Source organism: Pseudomonas sp. Y5-11 (assembly GCF_022368695.1).
Classification (GTDB): Bacteria; Pseudomonadota; Gammaproteobacteria; order Pseudomonadales; family Pseudomonadaceae; genus Aquipseudomonas; species Aquipseudomonas parakoreensis.
Genome location: NZ_CP058974.1, coordinates 2,685,500 through 2,706,463, shown reverse-complemented (window position 1 = coordinate 2,706,463; position 20,964 = coordinate 2,685,500). Strand labels below are relative to the sequence as shown.

The 20,964-nt window shown below is 59.2% G+C and carries 19 protein-coding genes; 8 read left to right on the top strand and 11 right to left on the bottom strand.

Annotation, left to right across the window (positions count from 1 at the left end; translation table 11 throughout):
- Nucleotides 1–190 precede the first annotated feature (190 nt).
- From HXW87_RS12175 to sdhC, 4 genes are read right to left on the bottom strand one after another with little or no spacing between them, the layout of a single operon-like run.
- Nucleotides 191–895 (bottom strand): succinate dehydrogenase iron-sulfur subunit, encoded by a 705-nt coding sequence (locus HXW87_RS12175; protein ID WP_003223007.1) that lies wholly within the window; start codon nucleotides 893–895, stop codon nucleotides 191–193.
- Between the two features lie 11 nt (nucleotides 896–906).
- Nucleotides 907–2,679, bottom strand: coding sequence for a succinate dehydrogenase flavoprotein subunit (gene sdhA / locus HXW87_RS12170; RefSeq protein ID WP_007962857.1), 1,773 nt, complete (start codon nucleotides 2,677–2,679; stop codon nucleotides 907–909).
- A 3-nt stretch (nucleotides 2,680–2,682) separates the two neighbouring features.
- Nucleotides 2,683–3,051 carry a succinate dehydrogenase, hydrophobic membrane anchor protein gene (gene sdhD, locus HXW87_RS12165; protein ID WP_047292833.1) on the bottom strand — a complete coding sequence of 123 codons (369 nt, stop codon included), beginning with the start codon at nucleotides 3,049–3,051 and terminating at the stop codon, nucleotides 2,683–2,685.
- Nucleotides 3,045–3,419, bottom strand: coding sequence for a succinate dehydrogenase, cytochrome b556 subunit (gene sdhC, locus HXW87_RS12160; protein WP_047292829.1), 375 nt, complete (start codon nucleotides 3,417–3,419; stop codon nucleotides 3,045–3,047). The genes sdhD and sdhC overlap by 7 nt, the downstream gene beginning before the upstream one ends.
- 362 nt (nucleotides 3,420–3,781) lie before the next feature.
- Between sdhC and gltA the strand changes: the two genes are divergently transcribed.
- Complete coding sequence (gene gltA / locus HXW87_RS12155; RefSeq protein ID WP_003222994.1) at nucleotides 3,782–5,071, top strand: citrate synthase; 1,290 nt, start codon at nucleotides 3,782–3,784, stop codon at nucleotides 5,069–5,071.
- A gap of 1,006 nt (nucleotides 5,072–6,077) precedes the next feature.
- Here gltA and HXW87_RS12150 read toward each other — a convergent pair.
- From HXW87_RS12150 to HXW87_RS12140, 3 genes are all read right to left on the bottom strand, one after another.
- Complete coding sequence (locus tag HXW87_RS12150) at nucleotides 6,078–7,736, bottom strand: cation acetate symporter (RefSeq protein WP_041072885.1); 1,659 nt, start codon at nucleotides 7,734–7,736, stop codon at nucleotides 6,078–6,080.
- Nucleotides 7,733–8,044 carry a DUF485 domain-containing protein gene (locus HXW87_RS12145; protein WP_041072887.1) on the bottom strand — a complete coding sequence of 104 codons (312 nt, stop codon included), beginning with the start codon at nucleotides 8,042–8,044 and terminating at the stop codon, nucleotides 7,733–7,735. Before HXW87_RS12145 ends, HXW87_RS12150 begins: the two co-directional genes overlap by 4 nt.
- Nucleotides 8,045–8,355: 311 nt before the next feature.
- Nucleotides 8,356–9,207, bottom strand: coding sequence for a glycine betaine ABC transporter substrate-binding protein (locus HXW87_RS12140; RefSeq protein ID WP_239778972.1), 852 nt, complete (start codon nucleotides 9,205–9,207; stop codon nucleotides 8,356–8,358).
- A gap of 288 nt (nucleotides 9,208–9,495) precedes the next feature.
- Between HXW87_RS12140 and HXW87_RS12135 the strand changes: the two genes are divergently transcribed.
- Entirely contained in the window at nucleotides 9,496–11,091 is a 1,596-nt protein-coding gene (locus HXW87_RS12135; protein ID WP_239778971.1) for a beta (1-6) glucans synthase, read from the top strand.
- A gap of 93 nt (nucleotides 11,092–11,184) precedes the next feature.
- On the opposite strand, the gene HXW87_RS12130 is transcribed toward HXW87_RS12135, so the two are convergent.
- Nucleotides 11,185–11,553: a hypothetical protein gene (locus HXW87_RS12130; RefSeq protein ID WP_047292624.1), complete on the bottom strand. Its 369-nt coding sequence runs from the start codon at nucleotides 11,551–11,553 to the stop codon at nucleotides 11,185–11,187.
- Between the two features lie 223 nt (nucleotides 11,554–11,776).
- On the opposite strand from HXW87_RS12130, the gene HXW87_RS12125 reads away from it, so the two are divergent.
- Both HXW87_RS12125 and HXW87_RS12120 read left to right on the top strand, forming a co-directional pair.
- Nucleotides 11,777–13,075, top strand: coding sequence for a serine/threonine protein kinase (locus HXW87_RS12125; RefSeq protein WP_041072894.1), 1,299 nt, complete (start codon nucleotides 11,777–11,779; stop codon nucleotides 13,073–13,075).
- Entirely contained in the window at nucleotides 13,068–13,856 is a 789-nt protein-coding gene (locus tag HXW87_RS12120) for a VacJ family lipoprotein (RefSeq protein WP_041072896.1), read from the top strand. Before HXW87_RS12125 ends, HXW87_RS12120 begins: the two co-directional genes overlap by 8 nt.
- 159 nt (nucleotides 13,857–14,015) lie before the next feature.
- Here HXW87_RS12120 and HXW87_RS12115 read toward each other — a convergent pair whose 3' ends face one another.
- Nucleotides 14,016–14,930, bottom strand: coding sequence for a DUF808 domain-containing protein (locus tag HXW87_RS12115; RefSeq protein ID WP_121184391.1), 915 nt, complete (start codon nucleotides 14,928–14,930; stop codon nucleotides 14,016–14,018).
- A gap of 134 nt (nucleotides 14,931–15,064) precedes the next feature.
- On the opposite strand from HXW87_RS12115, the gene HXW87_RS12110 reads away from it, so the two are divergent.
- Entirely contained in the window at nucleotides 15,065–15,670 is a 606-nt protein-coding gene (locus HXW87_RS12110) for a TetR/AcrR family transcriptional regulator (protein ID WP_047292618.1), read from the top strand.
- A 112-nt stretch (nucleotides 15,671–15,782) separates the two neighbouring features.
- Here the strand turns inward: HXW87_RS12110 and HXW87_RS12105 are convergent, their stop codons facing one another.
- A complete protein-coding gene (locus tag HXW87_RS12105; protein ID WP_182404135.1) occupies nucleotides 15,783–16,241 on the bottom strand; it encodes a transposase in 459 nt (152 codons plus the stop codon).
- Between the two features lie 210 nt (nucleotides 16,242–16,451).
- The gene (locus tag HXW87_RS12100) at nucleotides 16,452–16,892 is read right to left on the bottom strand and encodes a heme-binding protein (RefSeq protein WP_239778970.1); all 441 of its coding nucleotides are present in this window, start codon (nucleotides 16,890–16,892) and stop codon (nucleotides 16,452–16,454) included.
- A gap of 268 nt (nucleotides 16,893–17,160) precedes the next feature.
- Here HXW87_RS12100 and gcl point away from each other — a divergent pair, with 268 nt between their 5' ends.
- The 3 genes from gcl to HXW87_RS12085 all read left to right on the top strand — a co-directional run bounded on the left by gcl (nucleotide 17,161) and on the right by HXW87_RS12085 (nucleotide 20,901).
- Complete coding sequence (gcl, locus tag HXW87_RS12095; protein ID WP_041072901.1) at nucleotides 17,161–18,936, top strand: glyoxylate carboligase; 1,776 nt, start codon at nucleotides 17,161–17,163, stop codon at nucleotides 18,934–18,936.
- Nucleotides 18,937–19,091: 155 nt separating this feature from the next.
- Complete coding sequence (hyi, locus tag HXW87_RS12090; RefSeq protein WP_007961652.1) at nucleotides 19,092–19,874, top strand: hydroxypyruvate isomerase; 783 nt, start codon at nucleotides 19,092–19,094, stop codon at nucleotides 19,872–19,874.
- Between the two features lie 133 nt (nucleotides 19,875–20,007).
- Nucleotides 20,008–20,901 carry a 2-hydroxy-3-oxopropionate reductase gene (locus tag HXW87_RS12085; protein ID WP_239778969.1) on the top strand — a complete coding sequence of 298 codons (894 nt, stop codon included), beginning with the start codon at nucleotides 20,008–20,010 and terminating at the stop codon, nucleotides 20,899–20,901.
- The last annotated feature ends 63 nt before the right edge of the window (nucleotides 20,902–20,964 follow it).

Genomic DNA, 20,964 nt, shown 5'->3' with positions numbered 1-20,964 from the left:
CAGCGACCAAAACAAGCCACTTAGGATCACGCTGATAGTCCGGGTACCAGCCCGGATGCCCCTGCTTGTCTCATTTCTTCAAAATAAGAGCTGCAGCTTGTGGCTACTGCTCTGGTTATAGCCATGACGCGGGTTGAAGCCCGCGCCACAGCCTCTTCGTTACAGCGGTTCTACGGTTACAGCAGCTGAATCACACGCCGCTCGAAAGCAGCATGTTACGGATGTGACCGATGGCCTTAGTCGGGTTCAGGCCTTTCGGACATACGTTGACGCAGTTCATGATGCCCCGGCAGCGGAAGACGCTGAACGGGTCATCGAGCGAAGCCAGACGCTCGGACGTCTTGGTGTCACGGCTGTCTGCCAGGAAGCGGTACGCTTGCAGCAGGGCAGCTGGACCCAGGAATTTGTCCGGGTTCCACCAGAAGGACGGGCACGAGGTCGAGCAGCAGGCGCACAGGATGCACTCGTACAGACCGTCGAGCTTTTCACGCTCTTCAGGGGACTGCAGACGCTCGATGGCCGGAGCCGGCGTGTCGTTCTGCAGGTAAGGCTTAACCTTCTCGTATTGCTTGTAGAAGATGCTCATATCGACAACCAGGTCACGGATAACCGGCAAACCTGGCAGCGGACGAACGATCAACTTGTTGCCTTTTACGACAGCGGACAGCGGCGTGATGCACGCCAGACCGTTCTTGCCGTTGATGTTCATGCCGTCGGAGCCGCAGACGCCTTCACGGCAAGAGCGACGATAGGAGAAACCCTCGTCCTGCTCTTTGATCAGGGCCAGCACGTCCAGCACCATCAGGTCTTTACCACCGGTATCGACCTGGAATTCCTGCATGAACGGCGCAGCGTCCTGATCAGGGTTGTAGCGATAAACACTGACTTGCAACATGGCGATCACCCTTAATAAGTCCGGACTTTAGGTTCGAAAGTCGGAACAGTCTTCGGCGAGAAGTTTACGGCACGCTTGGCGACGCGTTTCTCACCCGGGAAGTACAGGGTGTGGCACAGCCAGTTTTCGTCGTCACGGTCTTCGAAGTCTTCACGGGCGTGAGCGCCGCGGGACTCTTTACGTACTTCGGCCGCGATGGCGGTAGCTTCAGCCACTTCCAGCAGGTTTTGCAGTTCCAGAGCTTCGATACGCGCAGTGTTGAACGCTTGCGACTTATCGTTGATCTTCACGTTGGCGATACGCTTGCGCAGATCGGCCAGCTGAGCGATGCCCTTCTGCATGTATTCGCCAGTACGGAATACACCGAAGTAGTTCTGCATGCAGCTTTGCAGCTCGCGACGCAGGGTTGCCACGTCTTCGCCATCGGTACGGCCGTTCAGCGCGTTCAGACGCGACAGGGCTGCTTCGATGTCGGCTTCGGTAGCGTCGTCGTATTCGATGCCGTCGGTCAGCGCCTTTTCCAGGTGCAGGCCGGCAGCGCGGCCGAATACCACCAGGTCGAGCAGCGAGTTGCCGCCCAGACGGTTGGCACCGTGTACCGATACGCAAGCCACTTCACCTACGGCGAACAGACCAGGAATGATCTGATCCACGCCTTCGGCGTTCTGGGTGATTGCCTGACCATGAATGTTGGTGGCAACGCCGCCCATCATATAGTGGCAGGTCGGAACCACCGGAACCGGAGCAACCACCGGGTCAACGTGAGCGAAAGTCTTCGACAGTTCGCAGATACCTGGCAGACGGCTGTGCAGCACTTCCTCGCCCAAGTGGTCGAGTTTGAGCATTACGTGGTCGCCATTCGGACCGCAACCGTTGCCGGCGATGATTTCTTTAACCATCGAGCGAGCAACCACGTCACGACCAGCCAGGTCTTTCGCGTTCGGAGCATAACGCTCCATGAAACGCTCGCCGTGCTTGTTGATCAGGTAACCACCTTCACCACGGCAGCCTTCGGTAACCAGTACACCGGCGCCGGCGATGCCGGTCGGGTGGAACTGCCACATTTCGATGTCTTGTACCGGTACGCCAGCACGCAGCGCCATGCCAACGCCGTCACCGGTGTTGATCAGGGCGTTGGTGGTGGAGGCGTAGATACGACCGGCACCGCCAGTGGCCAATACGGTGGCCTTGGCGCGGATGTACGAAGTTTCGCCGGTTTCGATGCAGATCGCGATCACACCGACGAACTCGCCTTCCTGGTTTTTCACCAGGTCGACAGCGTAGTACTCGTTCAGGAACGTGGTACCGGCTTTCAGGTTGCCCTGATAAAGGGTGTGCAGCAGCGCGTGACCGGTACGGTCGGATGCTGCGCAGGTGCGAGCAGCCTGGCCGCCTTTACCGTAGTCCTTGGACTGACCACCGAATGGACGCTGGTAGATACGGCCTTGCTCGGTACGCGAGAACGGCAGACCCATGTGGTCCAGTTCGAAAACGGCAGCCGGGCCTTCCTGACACATGTATTCGATAGCGTCCTGGTCACCGATGTAGTCGGAACCCTTGACGGTATCGTACATGTGCCAGCGCCAGTCATCGTTCGGGTCAGCGGACGCGATCGCGCAAGTGATGCCGCCCTGGGCGGATACAGTGTGCGAACGGGTCGGGAAAACCTTGGTGATCACCGCAGTCTTGTGACCGCCTTGTGCCAGTTGCAGCGCAGCGCGCATGCCGGCACCGCCACCACCAATAATGATGGCGTCGAAAGAAATCGTTGGAATGTTAGCCATGACTCAGATACCCCAGAGAATCTGCACACCCCAGACGAAGTAAGCGAACATCGCAACGCCGCATACTGCCTGGAAAAGGAAACGTACTGCGGTCGCGGACTTGCCCAGCGCCATTGGCGTCAGGTAGTCGGTCGCGATGGTCCACATGCCGACCCAGGCGTGAGCGCCAAGGGCAACGAGGGCCAGCAGACTGAAGATACGCATCCCGTTGTGAGCGAACAGGCCGTGCCACTGGTCGTAGCCAATGCCCGGATTCACTGCAAGGTATCCGATCAGAAAGATGAAATAAGCCGCGAGAACAACCGCAGACACACGTTGCGCCATCCAGTCATAGAGGCCCGAACGCGAAAGGTTCGTAACGCTGGTTACCATATCCAAACTCCTGCCAGAACGATCAGCACCACGGAAACCGCGATGATAATTTTCGAGCCCAGGCGGCCGCCTTCCAGCGTCTCACCGATGCCCATATCCATGATCAAGTGGCGCACACCGGCTACCAGGTGATACAGCAGAGCGGACAGGAGGCCCCATGCTACGAACTTGGCCAGCGGGCTGGTCAAGCATGCCTTCACGTCGGCAAAACCTTCCTCGGAACCCAGAGACTTGCCCAATGCATAAAGCATGAAGCCGATACCCAGGAAGAGGATGATGCCGGAAACACGGTGAAGAAACGACGTAACGCCGGTGATGGGGAGTTTGATGGTCCTTAGGTCTAGGTTTACAGGTCGTTGGCTTTTCACGGCTTTTTTTTCACACTGAAGAGCCCCTAACAATCAGGGCAAAGTTGTTGGGGAGTGCACTGGTCAGGTAACCACCACCCAGGGATGCGACCCCCAATAAAGCAGGCCCAAAAGCCCTTGGCGGTCGGTGGCCGAGTATAGACAGTTAGGCTACTAATGACAACGCAATCACCTACCCCAAATAGCTGATTGCACAAGTCGTATAAAAGGCGTAAATGGCAGGCAATTTCGAGGAAAAAGTGCGCTTAAAGCCTTCTGGAGCAAGACTTTAGGCAAATTGACATTCGAATTTATCTCACTATAGTGGTGCGGGCCCTGCGTGGGGGGTCTGTCTGATGGTTCAAGCATAAATAGGAGGCCACATGGCTGACAAAAAAGCGCAGTTGATCATCGAGGGCGCAGCCCCCGTCGAGCTGCCCATTTTAACCGGCACCGTTGGTCCCGATGTAATCGATGTTCGGGGCCTGACGGCCACGGGCCGCTTCACTTTCGACCCGGGTTTCATGTCGACCGCCTCGTGCGAATCGAAGATCACCTATATCGACGGCGACAACGGCATTCTGTTGCACCGCGGCTACCCGATCGAACAGCTGGCTGAAAAGTCGGACTACCTGGAAACCTGCTACCTGCTGCTCAACGGCGAATTGCCGACTGCAGAACAGAAGGCCCAGTTCGTCAGCACCGTGAAAAACCACACCATGGTTCACGAGCAGCTGAAAACCTTCTTCAACGGCTTCCGTCGCGACGCCCACCCGATGGCCGTCATGTGCGGCGTAGTCGGCGCCCTCTCGGCCTTCTACCACGACTCCCTGGACATCAATAACCCGCAGCATCGCGAAATCTCCGCGATCCGTCTGGTTGCCAAGATGCCAACCCTGGCAGCGATGGTTTACAAGTACTCCATGGGCCAACCCATGATGTACCCGCGCAACGACCTGACGTACGCGGAAAACTTCCTGCACATGATGTTCAACACCCCGTGCGAGATCAAACCGATCAGCCCGGTACTCGCCAAGGCCATGGACCGGATCTTCATCCTTCACGCCGACCACGAGCAGAACGCATCGACCTCCACCGTGCGCCTGGCAGGTTCTTCGGGTGCCAACCCGTTCGCCTGTATCGCCGCCGGCATCGCCGCACTGTGGGGCCCTGCCCACGGCGGTGCGAACGAAGCCGTTCTGACCATGCTTGACGAGATTGGCGATGTTTCCAACATCGACAAGTTCATCGCCAAGGCCAAGGACAAGAACGACCCGTTCAAGCTGATGGGCTTCGGTCACCGCGTTTACAAGAACCGCGATCCTCGCGCGACGGTCATGAAGCAGACCTGCGACGAAGTACTGAAGGAGCTGGGTATCAACAACGATCCGCAACTCGAACTGGCCATGCGCCTGGAAGAGATCGCGCTGACCGACCCGTACTTCATCGAACGCTCGCTGTACCCGAACGTCGACTTCTACTCGGGGATCATCCTCAAGGCGATCGGTATTCCGACCAGCATGTTCACCGTGATCTTCGCCCTGGCACGTACTGTCGGCTGGATTTCGCACTGGAAAGAAATGCTCTCCAGCCCGTACAAGATTGGCCGTCCGCGCCAGTTGTACACTGGCTATGAGTCGCGTGATATCACCAAGCTGGAAGACCGCAAATAAGGCTTGTCTTGCGATAATGTCTTGAAGTTGTATCGGGAACGGCCTCTATTTATATAGAGGCCGTTTTTGTTTGTGTGGTCGCAGCGGCCTGTGGGCCGACTGGCTTTTGGGTGTTTGTGGGCATATCCGTTGCTGCGGGTGCTGCCGCTGGCGGTTTCGCTCTTACAGCGAGTCACCTTTTCCAGACGCCGAAAAGGTAACCCAAAAGGCTTTGCCCCGGCGTACGGCACTTCGCTGAGGCTCAGTGTTCCCTCGCTACGGTGTCCATCCGGGGGCATCGCCTACGGTTTGCTTCGCTGCACCTCCTCTCGATGTATGCGGCTTCGCCGCATGGCGCTGCGCGCCTTCCCCCTGATGGACACCTTCGCTCGGCCTGCCGATGGGGCAAAAATCAAAAGCCAGATCAAGAGCCAAAGCCAAAGCCAAAGCCAAAGCCAAAGCCAAAGCCAAAGCAGATCAAAAGATCGCAGCCTTCGGCAGCTCCTACATGGGATCGGTGTTTTCAGTTAGAAATTGGTCGGCTGTCAGGCCGCCATCGCTGGCAAGCCAGCTCCCACAACTTTATTCGTGCACGCCCCATGCGGCGAAGCCGCCCCACTCCACACGATGAGCGTTAGCTCGAGTACCGCTCTTGATCTGAGGGCCCGTCGGCAGGCTGAGTGGAGGGATTTATCCGGGGGTGGGAGCGCAGCGACCGTTTGGCGCAGCCAAACACAGCGAGAGGAGGTGCAGCGAAGCAAACCGTAGGCGCTGCCCCCCGGATGAATCCCGCAGCGAAGGAACCCGAGCCCAAGCGAGGGCCGAACGTCAGGGTAAAGCCCTTTGGTTACTTTGGGGCTTTTGCCAAAGTGACCCGCCGTCAGGGCGGAACCCTAAGCCGCCGTTACCGCAGCAACGGATATGTACTCATAACCGCCAACCACGAAGGCCCAAGTCCGATAACCGCCCACAAAAAAATGCCCCGATCTCTCAACCAGGGCATTTCTCTCAACCATGCAACCAACGCTTAGTGCGAAACCGCCCCACTCGCCCCCAACCCCGTCTGCGAACGCACAAACTGCGGGAAGAACAGCGCCCGCTCGTTCTCGGCCGCCGCCGACTTGTCGGTGATCGAGAAGAACCAGATACCGATGAACGCAATGATCATCGAAAACAACGCCGGGTACTCGTAAGGGAAGATCGCCTTCTCGTGATGCAGAATCTGCACCCAGATGGTCGGGCCGAGGATCATCAGACCCACCGCACTCACCAGCCCCAACCAGCCACCGACCATCGCGCCGCGGGTCGTCAGCTTCTTCCAGTACATCGAAAGCAACAGCACCGGGAAGTTGCAGCTCGCCGCAATCGAGAACGCCAGGCCGACCATGAACGCGATGTTCTGGCTTTCGAACAGGATGCCCAGACCAATCGCCAGCACACCCAGGGCGATGGTGGTGATCTTCGACACGCGAATCTCATCCTTGTCGTTGGCCTTGCCCTTCTTGATCACACTGGCATACAGGTCGTGAGACACCGCCGAAGCACCGGCCAGGGTCAGACCGGCCACCACCGCCAGAATGGTCGCGAACGCCACCGCCGAGATGAAGCCGAGGAAAATACTGCCACCCACTGCGTCAGCCAGGTGCACCGCCGCCATGTTGTTGCCGCCGAGCAGAGCGCCCGCTGCATCTTTGAAGGCCGGGTTGGTGCTGACCAGCAGGATGGCGCCGAAGCCGATGATGAAGGTCAGGATGTAGAAGTAGCCAATGAAGCCGGTGGCATACAGCACGCTCTTGCGCGCTTCTTTCGCGTCACTCACGGTGAAGAAGCGCATCAGGATGTGTGGCAGGCCAGCAGTACCGAACATCAGTGCCAGGCCCAGGGAGAACGCCGAAATCGGGTCTTTCACCAGACCGCCCGGGCTCATGATCGCCTCACCTTTGGGGTGAACCTTGATCGCCTCGGAGAACAGCATGTTGAAGTCGAAGTTGACGTGCTTCATCACCATCAGCGCCATGAACGAAGCACCGGACAGCAACAGCACCGCCTTGATGATCTGCACCCAGGTGGTCGCCAGCATGCCACCGAACAGCACGTAGAGGCACATCAGGATACCGACCAGAATCACCGCCACGTAGTAGTCGAGGCCGAACAGCAGCTGGATCAGCTTGCCGGCACCGACCATTTGCGCGATCAAGTAGAACGCCACCACCACCAGCGAACCACAGGCAGACAGCGTGCGGATCTGGGTTTGCCCGAGGCGGTAGGACGCCACGTCGGCAAAGGTGTATTTACCCAGGTTACGCAGACGCTCGGCGATCAGGAACAGAATGATCGGCCAGCCCACCAGGAAGCCGATCGAGTAGATCAGGCCATCGTAGCCAGAGGTGAACACCAGCGCGGAAATCCCCAGGAAGGACGCCGCCGACATGTAGTCGCCGGCAATCGCCAGACCATTCTGAAAGCCGGTGATCTTGCCGCCCGCGGCGTAGTAGTCGGCAGCCGACTTGTTGCGCTTGGACGCCCAGTAGGTGATGCACAGGGTCGCACCGACGAACACCACGAACATGGCGATGGCGGAAACGTTGAGCGGTTGTTTGTGGACTTCGCCGGTCAAGGCGTCAGCAGCCCAGACAGCCGGAGCGAATGCTGCGATGCTCAAAAGAGCCAGTAGACGCCGGATCATTGCTGAGCCTCCTTGAGAATCGCATTGTTCAGGTCGTCAAACTCGCCATTGGCGCGTCGCACGTAGATACCGGTCAGGACGAAGGCCGAGACAATCAGCCCGACACCGATCGGAATGCCCCAGGTAATCGAAGACCCGGGGCTGAGTTTCGCGCCGAGCACTTGCGGCCCGTAAGCAATCAACAGGATGAATCCGGAATACAGCCCGAGCATGATCGCCGAGAGTATCCAGGCGAATTTTTCTCTTTTTCTCACCAGCTCCTTGAAACGCGGGCTGTTTTGAATCGAGAGGTAAATGCTGTCGTTCATTGTTTTTATCCTCGCAGCACAGATTATTGTTGGAACGTATCCACTGTATGCGGCTGCGGAACGGCTTCCAGACGACCTTAGTATTAGAACGACATGACGTTTTCGCCAATTTTCGGACGCTAATTAGCCGAAAGAATTGGAAAGCGGCTTTGAAACAGCCGTAAACCCTGCAAGACGGGACTTGTCGCTGGAAATAAATGTGGGAGCGAGCTTGCTCGCGAAGGCGTCGTATCAGCCAACATTTCTGTCAACTGTTACACCGCTTTCGCGAGCAAGCTCGCTCCCACAGGGGTCAGGCGTTGTTGGTACTTTTATTTGGTCCAGTCAGCCACGCGGTCCGGGTGCTTGGCGACCCAATCCTTGGCCGCCGCGTCAGGCTTGGCGCCATCCTGGATGGCCAGCATGACTTCGCCGATCTCGTCTTTCGACGCCCACTGGAAGTTTTTCAGGAACTTGGCCACTTCCGGCGCCTTGGTAGCCAATTCTTTGCTACCGATGCTGTTTACGGTTTCAGCCGCGCCATACACGCCTTTCGGGTCGTCAAGGAAGCGCAGTTTCCACTTGGCGAACATCCAGTGCGGCACCCAACCGGTGACGGCAATCGATTCGTTCTTCTTCTCGGCGCGGGTCAGCTCGGCAATCATGCCGGCGCCGGAACTGGCCTTGAGGGTGTATTTGTCCAGACCGTAATCCTTGATCGCCTGATCGGTCTTGAGCATCACGCCCGAGCCGGCGTCGATGCCGACGATGCGGTTCTTGAAGCTGTCATCGGTCTTGAGGTCTTCGATCGATTTCGCCTTGACGTACTCCGGCACGATCAGGCCGATTTTCGCATCCTTGAAGTTCGGGCCGTAATCGACGACCAGATCCTTGTTCTTCGCCCAGTATTCGCCATGGGTCACCGGCAACCAGGCCGAGAGCATCGCATCGAGTTTGCCGGTGGCCACGCCCTGCCACATGATCCCGGTGGCGACGGCTTGCAGCTTCACGTCATAGCCGAGTTTCTGCTTGATCACCTCGGCCGCCACGTGGGTGGTCGCGACGCTGTCGGACCAGCCGTCAACGTAACCGATGTTCAGGGTCTGTTTTTCAGCGCTGGCGAATGTGGAACTCATCGCAAGCACCAGAGCGGCACCTGCGCCTAAAAGTCGTCGCATGTTCATCGTTTACTTCCCCGAAATGCTGCGCCCGACGGATGCCGGGCATCGTCAACGTATTGTTATGGTGCACAGCGCCCCCATCACGCCTGACTGCAAACTCGACCGACCATCAGTGGAGTACTGACGCTTTCGATCATCGGCCTGACGCCAAACGCGACCTGCTCTGTCAGCGACCTCAATACACCGAGAAACGACATCAGAAGGCCATTAATCACCTCTGAATAATTGGCGCCAGACAATCCGCCCGAACTTTGCATGTGCAAATCATGCAGGCCACCAACCCGCGGATAAATGCAGGTAACATGCGTCGCTTTGCAGCCACTCGGCCTGACCATGTCCGCAACCTCCCGCTTCCCGCTTGTTCCTTATCTCTTCGCCTGCCTGCTCGGCCTGTTTGCCCTTGGCGGCTTCTGGTACGGCCTCGGCAAACCGGTGATCCTGCCGGACGCCGCGACCCCGACGCACAAGTTGCAATGCGCCTCCTACACGCCGTTCGACAAGGATCAGTCGCCGTTCGACGTGCCGTTCAAACTGCGCCCGGAGCGCATGGATGCCGACCTCGCCCTGCTGGCGACGCGTTTCGAATGTATCCGCACCTATTCGATGACCGGCCTCGAAGCGCTGCCGGAACTGGCGCGCAAGCACGGTTTGAAGCTGATGATCGGTGCTTGGGTCAACAGCAACCCGGTGGACACCGAAAAGGAAGTCGACCTGCTGATTGCCTCGGCCAACGCCAACCCGGATGTGGTCAGCGCGGTGATCGTCGGCAACGAAGCGCTGCTGCGCAAGGAAGTCACCGGCGCGCAACTGGCGAAGCTGATCAACAAGGTCAAAAGCCAGGTCAAGCAACCGGTTACCTATGCCGATGTCTGGGAGTTCTGGCTCAAGCACCCGGAAGTCGCGCCGGCGGTGGATTTCCTGACCATTCACTTGCTGCCGTACTGGGAAGATGATCCGTCGAACATCGACGTCGCCCTGCAACATGTGGCGGATGTACGCCAGGTGTTCGGCAACAAATTCGCGCCCAAAGACGTGATGATCGGCGAGACCGGCTGGCCCAGCGAAGGTCGCCAGCGCGAAACCGCCCTGCCGAGCCGGGTCAACGAGGCCAAGTTCATTCGTGGTTTTGTCGCGATGGCCGAAAAGGAAGGCTGGCACTACAACTTGATCGAAGCGTTCGACCAGCCATGGAAGCGTGGCAGCGAAGGTGCAGTCGGCGGTTACTGGGGCCTGTTCGATGCCGATCGCCAGGACAAGGGCGTGCTCGCCGGGCCGGTGAGCAATGTGCCGTACTGGAAAGCATGGCTGGGCGTCGGCGGACTGATTTTCCTCGGCACCCTGCTGCTCGGCGGCCGAGTGCGCACCACCCGATCGGCATTGATCCTGCCGCTGCTCGGTGCGCTGGCCGCCTGTTCGATCGGCGCCTGGGGCGATCTGGCGCGAGTGACCACGCGGTTTGCCAGCGAATGGCTGTGGGTCGGCTTGCTGACCGTATTGAATCTGTTGGTGCTGGCACATGCCGCGCTGAGCCTGAGCGCCCGCCAGGGTTGGCGTGAACGCGCGTTCAGTCTGCTGGAACGCCGCGCCGGATGGCTGGTTGCCGTGGCCGGTTTTGCGGCAGCGGTGATGATGCTGGAGATGGTTTTTGACGCACGCTATCGCAGCTTTGCCAGCATGGCGTTCATTCTGCCGGCGCTGGTGTATGTGTGCCGCCCGGTCAGCGTGCCGCGCCGGGAAATCGCCCTGCTGACCTTTATCATCGGCGCCGGCATTGCGCCGCAGCTGTATGAAGAAGGCTTGTTGAATCAGCAGGCGTGGGGCTGGGCGCTGGTCAGCGGGTTGATGGTCGCTGCGTTGTGGCGCTGTCTGCGGGTTCGCAGTCGCTGATTAGCAGCAAGATCAAAAGATCGCAGCCTTCGGCAGCTCCTACAGGGTTCACTGCCCCTTGCAGGAGCTGCCGAAGGCTGCGATCTTTTTCTGTCAGGCGCTGCGGGATGCCCGGACCAGCCGCAATCCGGCAATCACCACCGCAAACACCGCCAGCGTCGTGTTGTACAACGCCAGCGCCGGCAACCCGAACACCAGCGCCAGCACCGCCAGCCACCACCCTGCCCGCCCCGGCAGCACAAAACCCAGCAGCGCCGCACCCAGCGCGGTCCAGCCCAATACCTTGAAGTGAATCATCAGTCCCAGGTTCGAGCGCACCGCGCATTCCCAGCGGCTCGCCTCATCGACGCAGATGCCGACCCACTGCCCATCCTCCATGAAGCCATAACGCGCGCCATAACTGGCGGCCAGCCACAGCGGCAACAGCACGAGCAACAGAATCACGGGCAAGCGGCGGGACATGAATCTCTCCAATCAACGAAATCGGCGGCCAGCTTAATCTGCCCGCACGCATTGGCAAGCACTAACAACTGTTAACTGGTCATCCGCGCCTTGCAGAGTGTATCGTCCAGCTACTATTACTCCGAATTCTGCCTGTTTGGTGCCGAGGCATGGCACTTTGGCGCAAGCCCGGTGGTCATAGCCTGCGAACTTCATTCGGCACCTTCCTTTAAGGGATCCAGTCATGCTCCGTTCCTTGCGCTTCGCCGCGCTGTTCAGCGGCCTTATTCTGAGTGCGTCCGCACTGGCGGTGGATATCGATGCCGCCAGTTATGGCTATCCCCTGACCAACCCGTTCGAGGCGACCATCGCCACCACGCCACCGGACCTGCGTCCGGAATTGCCGTCGAACGACGAGATCAATCAGTCCGACCACAGCATCACCCTGCGCCCGGAACGGGCCTTCATCCTCCCGGACAACTTCTGGCCGGTGAAAAAACTCACCTACCGTATCGCCGAGCAGGACAAACCGGCGCCGCTGATCTTCCTGATCGCCGGCACCGGTGCGCGTTATGACAGTTCGCTCAATGAGTACCTGAAGAAGCTTTATTACAAGGCCGGCTACAACGTCGTGCAGTTGTCGTCGCCAACCAGCTTCGACTTCATCAGCGCCGCTTCACGCTTCGCCACCCCGGGCATCACCAAGGAAGACGCCGAAGACATGTACCGGGTGATGCAGGCCGTGCGCGCGCAACATCCGAAACTGCCGGTCACCGAGTACTACCTCAGCGGCTACAGCCTTGGCGCGCTGGATGCCGCGTTCGTCGCGCACCTGGACGAGACCCGACGCAGTTTCAACTTCAAGAAAGTCTTGCTGCTCAACCCGCCGGTCAACCTCTACACGTCCATCAGCAACCTCGACAAGCTGGTACAGACCGAGGTGAAGGGCATCAACAACAGCACCACTTTCTATGAACTGGTGCTGAACAAGCTGACCCGCTACTTCCAGCAGAAAGGCTACATCGACCTCAACGACGCCCTGCTCTACGACTTCCAGCAGTCCAAACAGCACCTGACCAACGAGCAGATGGCGATGCTGATCGGCACCTCGTTCCGCTTCTCGGCCGCCGACATTGCCTTCACCTCCGATCTGATCAACCGTCGGGGCCTGATCACTCCGCCGAAATTCCCGATCACCGAAGGCACCAGCCTCACGCCGTTTCTCAAGCGTGCGCTGCAATGCGACTTCGACTGCTACCTGACCGAACAGGTGATCCCGATGTGGCGCGCCCGTACCGACGGCGGCAGCCTGCTGCAACTGATCGACCAGGTCAGCCTGTACGCACTCAAGGATTACCTGCATGACAGCCCGAAAATCGCGGTCATGCACAACGCTGACGACGTGATCCTCGGCCCTGGCGACCTGGGTTTCCTGCGCAAGACCTTCGGTGATCGCCTGACTGTTTACCCACTGGGCGGCCATTGCGGCAACCTTAACTACCGCGTCAACAGCGACGCCATGCTGGAGTTCTTCCGTGGCTAAATATCTCCTGCTGATTGCAGCGCTCCTCAGTGCAGGCGTGGCCCAGGCCGACAACAGCAAAGCCAACGCGCCAGTGGTGGTCGACAGCGACGGCTTCAAGGAGCCGCTGTCCAAACTCAAGTTCAACCCGGGGCTGGACCAACGCGAGTTCGAACGTTCGACACTCAACGCGCTCAACGTCTATGACCCGCTGGAGTCGTGGAACCGCCGCGTCTACCACTTCAATTACCGCTTCGACCAATGGGTGTTCCTGCCGGTGGTCGACGGTTATCGCTATGTGACGCCGAGCTTCCTGCGCACCGGGGTGAGCAACTTCTTCAACAACCTCGGCGATGTGCCAAACCTGGTCAACAGCCTGCTGCAGTTCAAGGGCAAGCGTTCGATGGAAACCACCGCGCGCCTGTTGCTCAACACCACCATCGGCATTGCCGGCCTGTGGGACCCGGCGACCGCCATGGGCCTGCCGCGCCAGAGCGAAGACTTCGGTCAGACCCTGGGTTTCTACGGCGTACCGGGCGGCGCCTACTTCGTCTTGCCGATTCTCGGCCCGTCGAACATCCGCGATACCGCCGGCCTGGCCGTGGACTACACCGCCGAATCGGCGATCAACTACCTGAACGTGTCGAAAGTCAGCGAAAACCACCCGGAAATCTGGGCCCTGCGTGCAGTCGACAAGCGCTACCAGACCAACTTCCGCTACGGCCAGATGAACTCGCCGTTCGAGTACGAGAAAGTGCGCTACGTCTACACCGAGTCGCGCAAGCTGCAGATTGCCGAGTAACTTCAGCGGCAACAAAAAAGGGCCATTCGATGCGAGTCGAATGGCCCTTTTTCATGGATCACTGAAATCCAGTGTGGGAGCGAGCCTGCTCGCGAATGCGGTGCATCAGACCCGAAAGGGGTGACTGACTCGACGCCTTCGCGAGCAGGGGTGATGGGTTTATCCCTTGATCGCACGCCAGATTTTGCCCACGACCGACACCACCGCCAGCACCGCCGCGCCTGCGATAATCCCCGCTACGCCATTGAGCAACACAGGCACGGCAAACCCGGCACTGCCAGCCGCTGCGCCGACACTTTCAATCCAGTGATGAACCACCGGGATGCCGTGGGTCAGGATGCCGCCACCGACGAGGAACATCGCCGCTGTACCGATCACCGACAGGCCTTTCATCATGTACGGCGCGGCGCGCAGGATCGCATTGCCGATGCTTTTTGCTGCCGAGCCGGATTTCTGCGTCAGCCACAGACCGAGGTCGTCGAGTTTGACGATGCCGGCCACCAGACCATAAACGCCCACGGTCATGACGATGGCGATGCCCGACATCACGATCACTTGCTGGGTCAGCGAAGCGTCGGCCACGGTGCCGAGGGTAATGGCGATGATTTCTGCGGAGAGGATAAAGTCGGTGCGGATTGCGCCTTTGATCTTGTCCTTCTCGTAGGCCACCAGATCGGTGGTCGGCTCGGCCACCGCAGCGCTCAGTTGCGCGTGGTCGGCATCATCTTCGGCCTTGCTGTGCAGGAACTTGTGCGCGAGTTTCTCGAAGCCTTCGAAACACAGGTACGCGCCGCCGACCATCAGCAGCGGCGTCACCAGCCACGGCACAAATGCGCTGATCGCCAGCGCCGACGGCACCAAAATCAGTTTGTTGACGAACGAGCCCTTGGCCACCGCCCAGACCACGGGAATTTCCCGCTCGGCGCGAACCCCGGAGACTTGCTGGGCATTGAGCGCCAGATCATCGCCGAGTACCCCGGCGGTCTTCTTCGCGGCCATTTTGCTCATCAACGCCACGTCATCCAGAACGGTGGCAATATCGTCGATCAGCACCAGCAAACTGCTTCCTGCCATGAATCGTGTTTCCTTATGTGAATAATGCCGCGCAGCATACCGCGACTGCGGGCCACACGGGGCATTCTTGAGCCATGCGCGAGGCCGGTGCTACCATGCGCAACCGCCAGAACAGGCAAGGAACCACCGGGTTTATGAGCACAATCCGCGAGCGCAACAAAGAACTGATCCTGCGTGCCGCCAGTGAGGAATTCGCCGACAAGGGCTTCGCTGCGACCAAAACCAGCGACATCGCCGCCAAGGCAGGATTGCCCAAGCCCAACGTCTACTACTACTTCAAGTCCAAGGAAAACCTCTACCGCGAGGTGCTGGAAAGCATCATCGTGCCGATCCTGCAGGCCTCGACCCCGTTCAACCCGGACGGCGTGCCGAGCGAAGTGCTCAGCGGCTACATCCGCTCGAAGATCCGCATCTCCCGCGACCTGCCCTTCGCCTCCAAAGTGTTCGCCAGCGAAATCATGCACGGCGCCCCGCACCTGAGCGCCGACCTGGTCGAGCAGCTCAACAGCCAGGCCAAGCACAACATCGACTGCATCCAGAGCTGGATCGACCGCGGCCAGATCGCCCCGCTCGACCCCAACCACCTGATGTTCAGCATCTGGGCCGCGACCCAGACCTACGCCGACTTCGACTGGCAGATTTCTGCGGTGACGGGAAAGGACAAGCTGGACGAGGCGGATTACGAAGCGGCGGCGCAGACAATTATCCGGTTGGTGTTGAAGGGGTGCGAGCCGGACTGATAGACCGCGGTGACTGCTTCGCGAGCAAGCTCGCTCCCACAGGGATTTGTGAACGCCGCAGATCCAATGTGGGAGCGAGCTTGCTCGCGAATGGAGCGACCAGGTTTGACTGTCAGACCCAAATGGCATCCCACAGCGGATAGTCGCCAAGCTTCTGCACTAAACCTGCCCGCAATGGGTTGGCCACGACATATCGCGCTATTTTCACCAGATCCTCCTCTCGCCGTAGTGCCCTATCGTGAAATCCCTGCTGCCATAGGCTGCCTTCTCTATTCGCAGCCAGATTCACTGCCCGCGCGCTTAAGGATTTTGTCCGTTGCATCAGGTCACTCAAGGAACCTCGCTTCAAATCGATCAACCAATGGAAGTGGTCAGGCATAACCACCCACGCCAAAGAGTTGGCAAAGCCCTGCTCTTGGGCGCTTCGAAATTGGGCAACGACCAACCTGCCTAACGCAAAATCGCGGAAAACGGGTTCGCGATTTAGCGTATTGGCAGTCAGCAGATAAATTCGGTTGAGCTCGTCGTAACGACCAAAGCGCAAGCGATGTGAAGCGGAAATTTTCGGCATTCCTTTGCCCCTTTCAAGAGATGACCTGAAAGGTTAGATCTGCACACGGGGAGGAAGCGTCAAGACTGTTAGCCAGATGTGTCCGTTGAATCGCCTTCGCGAGCAAGCTCGCTCCCACAGGAGATTTGAGGTGTTCACACTTTATGTGTCAGAACACAAACCTGTGGGAGCGAGCTTGCTCGCGAAAACTTCAGTTCAGACGCTACAAAATCAAGCCGCCACCCCCGCATCCGCCCTCAACTCCAACGCCTCCACCGCTTTGATCGCGACCTGCTCGTCAATATCCGACAGATCACCGCTGATCCCGATCGCGCCCAGCACATTTCCCGCCTGATCACGAATCAACACCCCGCCCGGCGCAGGCACGACGCTGCCCTGGCCCATGCTGTTGAGTGCGGCGATGAACGCCGGGCGTTGTTGCGCATCCAGTGCCAGCAGGCGTGAGCCCTTGCCCAGGGCGATGGCGCCCCAGGCTTTGCCGATGGCGATGTTCGGGCGCAGCAGGCTGGCGCCGTCTTCGCGTTGCAGGGTGATCAGGTGGCCGCCGGTGTCGAGTACCGCGATGGTCAGCGGCGCGGCGTTGATCCCGCGCCCGGTAGTGATGGCCTGTTCGACCAGGTTGACTGCGACTTTCAAGGTTAAAGCGCTCATGGTGCCGTCCTCATTTTGTTATTGGGAAAGTCGTGGAACTGCGCGTTTGTGCCGCAGCCCGATGCCACAAATAGAACACAATAAATTATTTTTTTGTATACAATAATTCTCGAAAAGCGCCGCATGCGACGAAAAGCCACAGTAAAAATGGCTTCCGACGAATGAAACAGACGCTTGAGAAAATGGATTGACCTGCGCCGTCCGCCGTGAATACACTCTGCGCAAAGCCACTTGTATACAATTACAAAACGTAAAGAGGCACAAAACCATGAGCAAAATGAGAGCAATCGAAGCCGCCGTTCTGGTGATGCGCCGTGAAGGGGTTGATACCGCTTTTGGCATTCCGGGTGCAGCGATCAACCCGCTGTACTCCGCACTGAAAAAAGTCGGTGGCATCGATCACGTCCTCGCTCGCCACGTCGAAGGCGCGTCGCACATGGCCGAGGGGTACACCCGCACCAAGGCCGGCAACATCGGCGTGTGCATCGGTACGTCCGGCCCGGCCGGTACCGATATGGTCACCGGGCTCTACAGCGCCTCGGCCGACTCGATCCCGATCCTTTGCATCACCGGCCAGGCACCTCGCGCCCGTATGCACAAGGAAGACTTCCAGGCGGTCGACATCACCAGCATCGTCAAGCCCGTCACCAAGTGGGCGACCACCGTTCTGGAGCCAGGCCAGGTGCCTTACGCGTTCCAGAAAGCCTTCTACGAAATGCGCTCCGGCCGTCCAGGCCCGGTGCTGATCGACCTGCCGTTCGACGTGCAGATGGCTGAAATCGAATTCGACATTGACGCTTACCAGCCACTGCCGCTGGCCAAACCGACCGCGAGCCGCGTTCAGGTCGAAAAGGCGCTGGCGCTGCTGGATCAGGCCGAGCGTCCATTGCTGGTAGCCGGTGGCGGCATCATCAACGCCGATGCCAGCGATCTGCTGGTGGAGTTCGCCGAGCTGACCGGTATTCCGGTGATCCCGACCCTGATGGGCTGGGGCACCATTCCTGACGATCACCCGCTGATGGTCGGCATGGTCGGTCTGCAGACGTCGCACCGTTACGGCAATGCGACGATGCTCAAATCCGATGTGGTGCTGGGCATCGGTAACCGTTGGGCCAACCGTCACACCGGTTCGGTCGACGTCTACACCGAAGGTCGCAAGTTCATTCACGTCGACATCGAAGGCACGCAGATCGGCCGTGTGTTCACCCCGGACCTGGGCATCGTCTCCGACGCTGCTGCCGCGCTGACCGTGTTCATCGAAGTCGCCCGCGAATGGCAAGCCGCCGGCAAGCTGAAAAACCGCAGTGCCTGGCTGCAGGATTGCCAGCAGCGCAAGGCCAGCCTGCAGCGCAAGACCCACTTCGACAACGTGCCGGTCAAGCCACAGCGCGTTTACGAAGAAATGAATCAGGTGTTCGGCAAAGACACCTGCTACGTCAGCACCATTGGTCTGTCGCAGATTGCCGGCGCGCAGTTCCTGCACGTCTACAAGCCGCGTCACTGGATCAACTGCGGTCAGGCCGGCCCCTTGGGCTGGACCATTCCGGCAGCGCTGGGCGTGGTCAAGGCCGATCCGAACCGTAAAGTCGTGGCCCTGTCGGGGGACTATGACTTCCAGTTCATGATCGAGGAGCTGGCGGTCGGCGCTCAGTTCAAACTGCCTTACATCCACGTCGTGGTGAACAACTCGTACCTGGGCCTGATCCGTCAGGCCCAGCGCGGGTTCGAAATGGACTACTGCGTGCAGCTGTCCTTCGATAACCTGAACGCGCCGGAACTCAACGGTTACGGTGTCGACCACGTCGCCGTCGCCGAAGGCCTGGGCTGTAAAGCGCTGCGTGTGTTCGAACCGGCGGACATCGCCCCTGCCCTGCGCAAGGCCGAAGAGCTGATCGAAGAGTTCAAGGTGCCGGTGATCGTCGAAATCATCCTGGAGCGTGTGACCAACATCTCCATGGGGACCGAGATCAACGCCGTCAACGAATTCGAAGACCTGGCGCTGGTCGGCAACGACGCGCCAACGGCGATTTCGCTGCTCGACTGATCTGCCGGGATTTGATGGCCGCGGTTACTCCCCTGTAGGAGCTGCCGCAGGCTGCGATCTTTTGATCTTGTTTTTCAGGATCAAGATCAAAAGATCGCAGCCTGCGGCAGCTCCTACACAAAGCCATCATCATTAATTCGCAACAGGAGACCACCATGCCGCGTTTCGCAGCCAACCTGTCCATGCTGTTCACCGAACAGGATTTCCTTGCCCGTTTCGACGCCGCCGCCAAGGCCGGTTTCAGTGGTGTGGAATACCTGTTCCCGTACGACTTCAGCTCTGCCGAAATCAAGGCAAAGCTCGATGCCAACGGGCTGACCCAAGTGCTGTTCAATCTGCCGGCCGGTGACTGGGCCAAGGGTGAGCGCGGTATCGCCTGCCTGCCGGATCGCGTTGAAGAGTTCCGCGCCGGGGTCGATCTGGCGATTGCCTACGCGCAGGTGCTGGGCAACACCCAGGTCAACTGCCTGGCCGGTATCCGCCCGCAAGGCGTCGACGATGCCACCGTGGAAAAGACCTTCGTCGCCAACCTCAAGTACGCGGCCGACAAGCTGCAGGCGGCGGGCATCAAACTGGTGATGGAAGCGATCAACACCCGCGACATCCCGGGCTTCTACCTGAACAACACGGCGCAAGCCCTGTCGATTCGCGAGCAGGTCGGCAGCGCCAACCTCTTCCTGCAATACGACATCTACCACATGCAAATCATGGAAGGCGATCTGGCCCGCACCCTGCAATCGCACCTGGCCGAGATCAACCATGTGCAGCTCGCGGACAACCCGGGGCGCAATGAGCCGGGCACTGGCGAGATCAACTACCGCTTCCTGTTCGAACACCTGGATCGGATTGGTTATCAGGGTTGGGTCGGCTGTGAATACAAGCCGCTGACCACCACTGAAGCCGGTCTGGGCTGGCTCAAAACGCATAACGCAATCTGATCGAACACGGTCATTCCTGTAGGAGCTGCCGAAGGCTGCGATCTTTTGACTTTGCTTTTCAAGATCAAGATCAAAAGATCGCAGGCTTCGCCAACTCCTACAGAGAGCCACACAAAAACAAGAGGATTTTCTCATGGCTAAAATCGGATTTATCGGCACCGGCATCATGGGCCACCCAATGGCTTCGAACCTGCAGAAAGCCGGTCACAGCCTGTTCCTGTCGGCGCACCACGACGCCGCTCCGGCCGACCTGGTAGCTGCTGGCGCCGTCGCCCTGGCCAACCCGCGCGAAGTGGCGCAGGAAGCCGAATTCATCATCGTCATGGTCCCGGACACCCCGCAGGTCGATGACGTGCTGTTCCGCGCCGATGGCGTCGCGGCTGGCATCGGCAAAGGCAAAGTGGTGATCGACATGAGCTCGATCTCGCCGACCGCCACCAAGGCCTTCGCCGCGAAGATCAACGAAAAAGGCGCGCAGTACCTCGACGCCCCGGTATCCGGCGGTGAAGTCGGCGCCAAGGCCGCGACCCTGAGCATCATGGTCGGTGGCGATGCCGATGCCTTCGAACGCGCCCTGCCGCTGTTTCAGGCCATGGGCAAGAACATCACCCTGGTCGGTGGCAATGGCGACGGTCAGACCGCCAAGGTGGCGAACCAGATCATCGTCGCGCTGAACATTCAGGCCGTGGCCGAAGCCCTGCTGTTCGCTTCGAAAAACGGTGCCGATCCAGCCAAGGTGCGTGAAGCGCTGATGGGCGGTTTCGCTTCGTCGAAGATCCTCGAAGTGCACGGCGAGCGCATGATCAAAGGCACCTTCGACCCGGGCTTCCGCATCAGCCTGCACCAGAAGGACCTGAACCTGGCCCTGCAAGGCGCCAAGGAACTGAACATCAACCTGCCGAACACCGCCAACGTCCAGCAAGTGTTCAGCACCTGCGCGGCGATCGGTGGCAGCAACTGGGACCACTCGGCGCTGATCAAGGGCCTGGAACACATGGCCAACTTCTCGATTCGCGACAAGAAGTAATCTGCGCTTCTGGCTCGCTCCCTGTGGGAGCGGGCTTGCCCGCGATGGCATCGACTCGGTCCG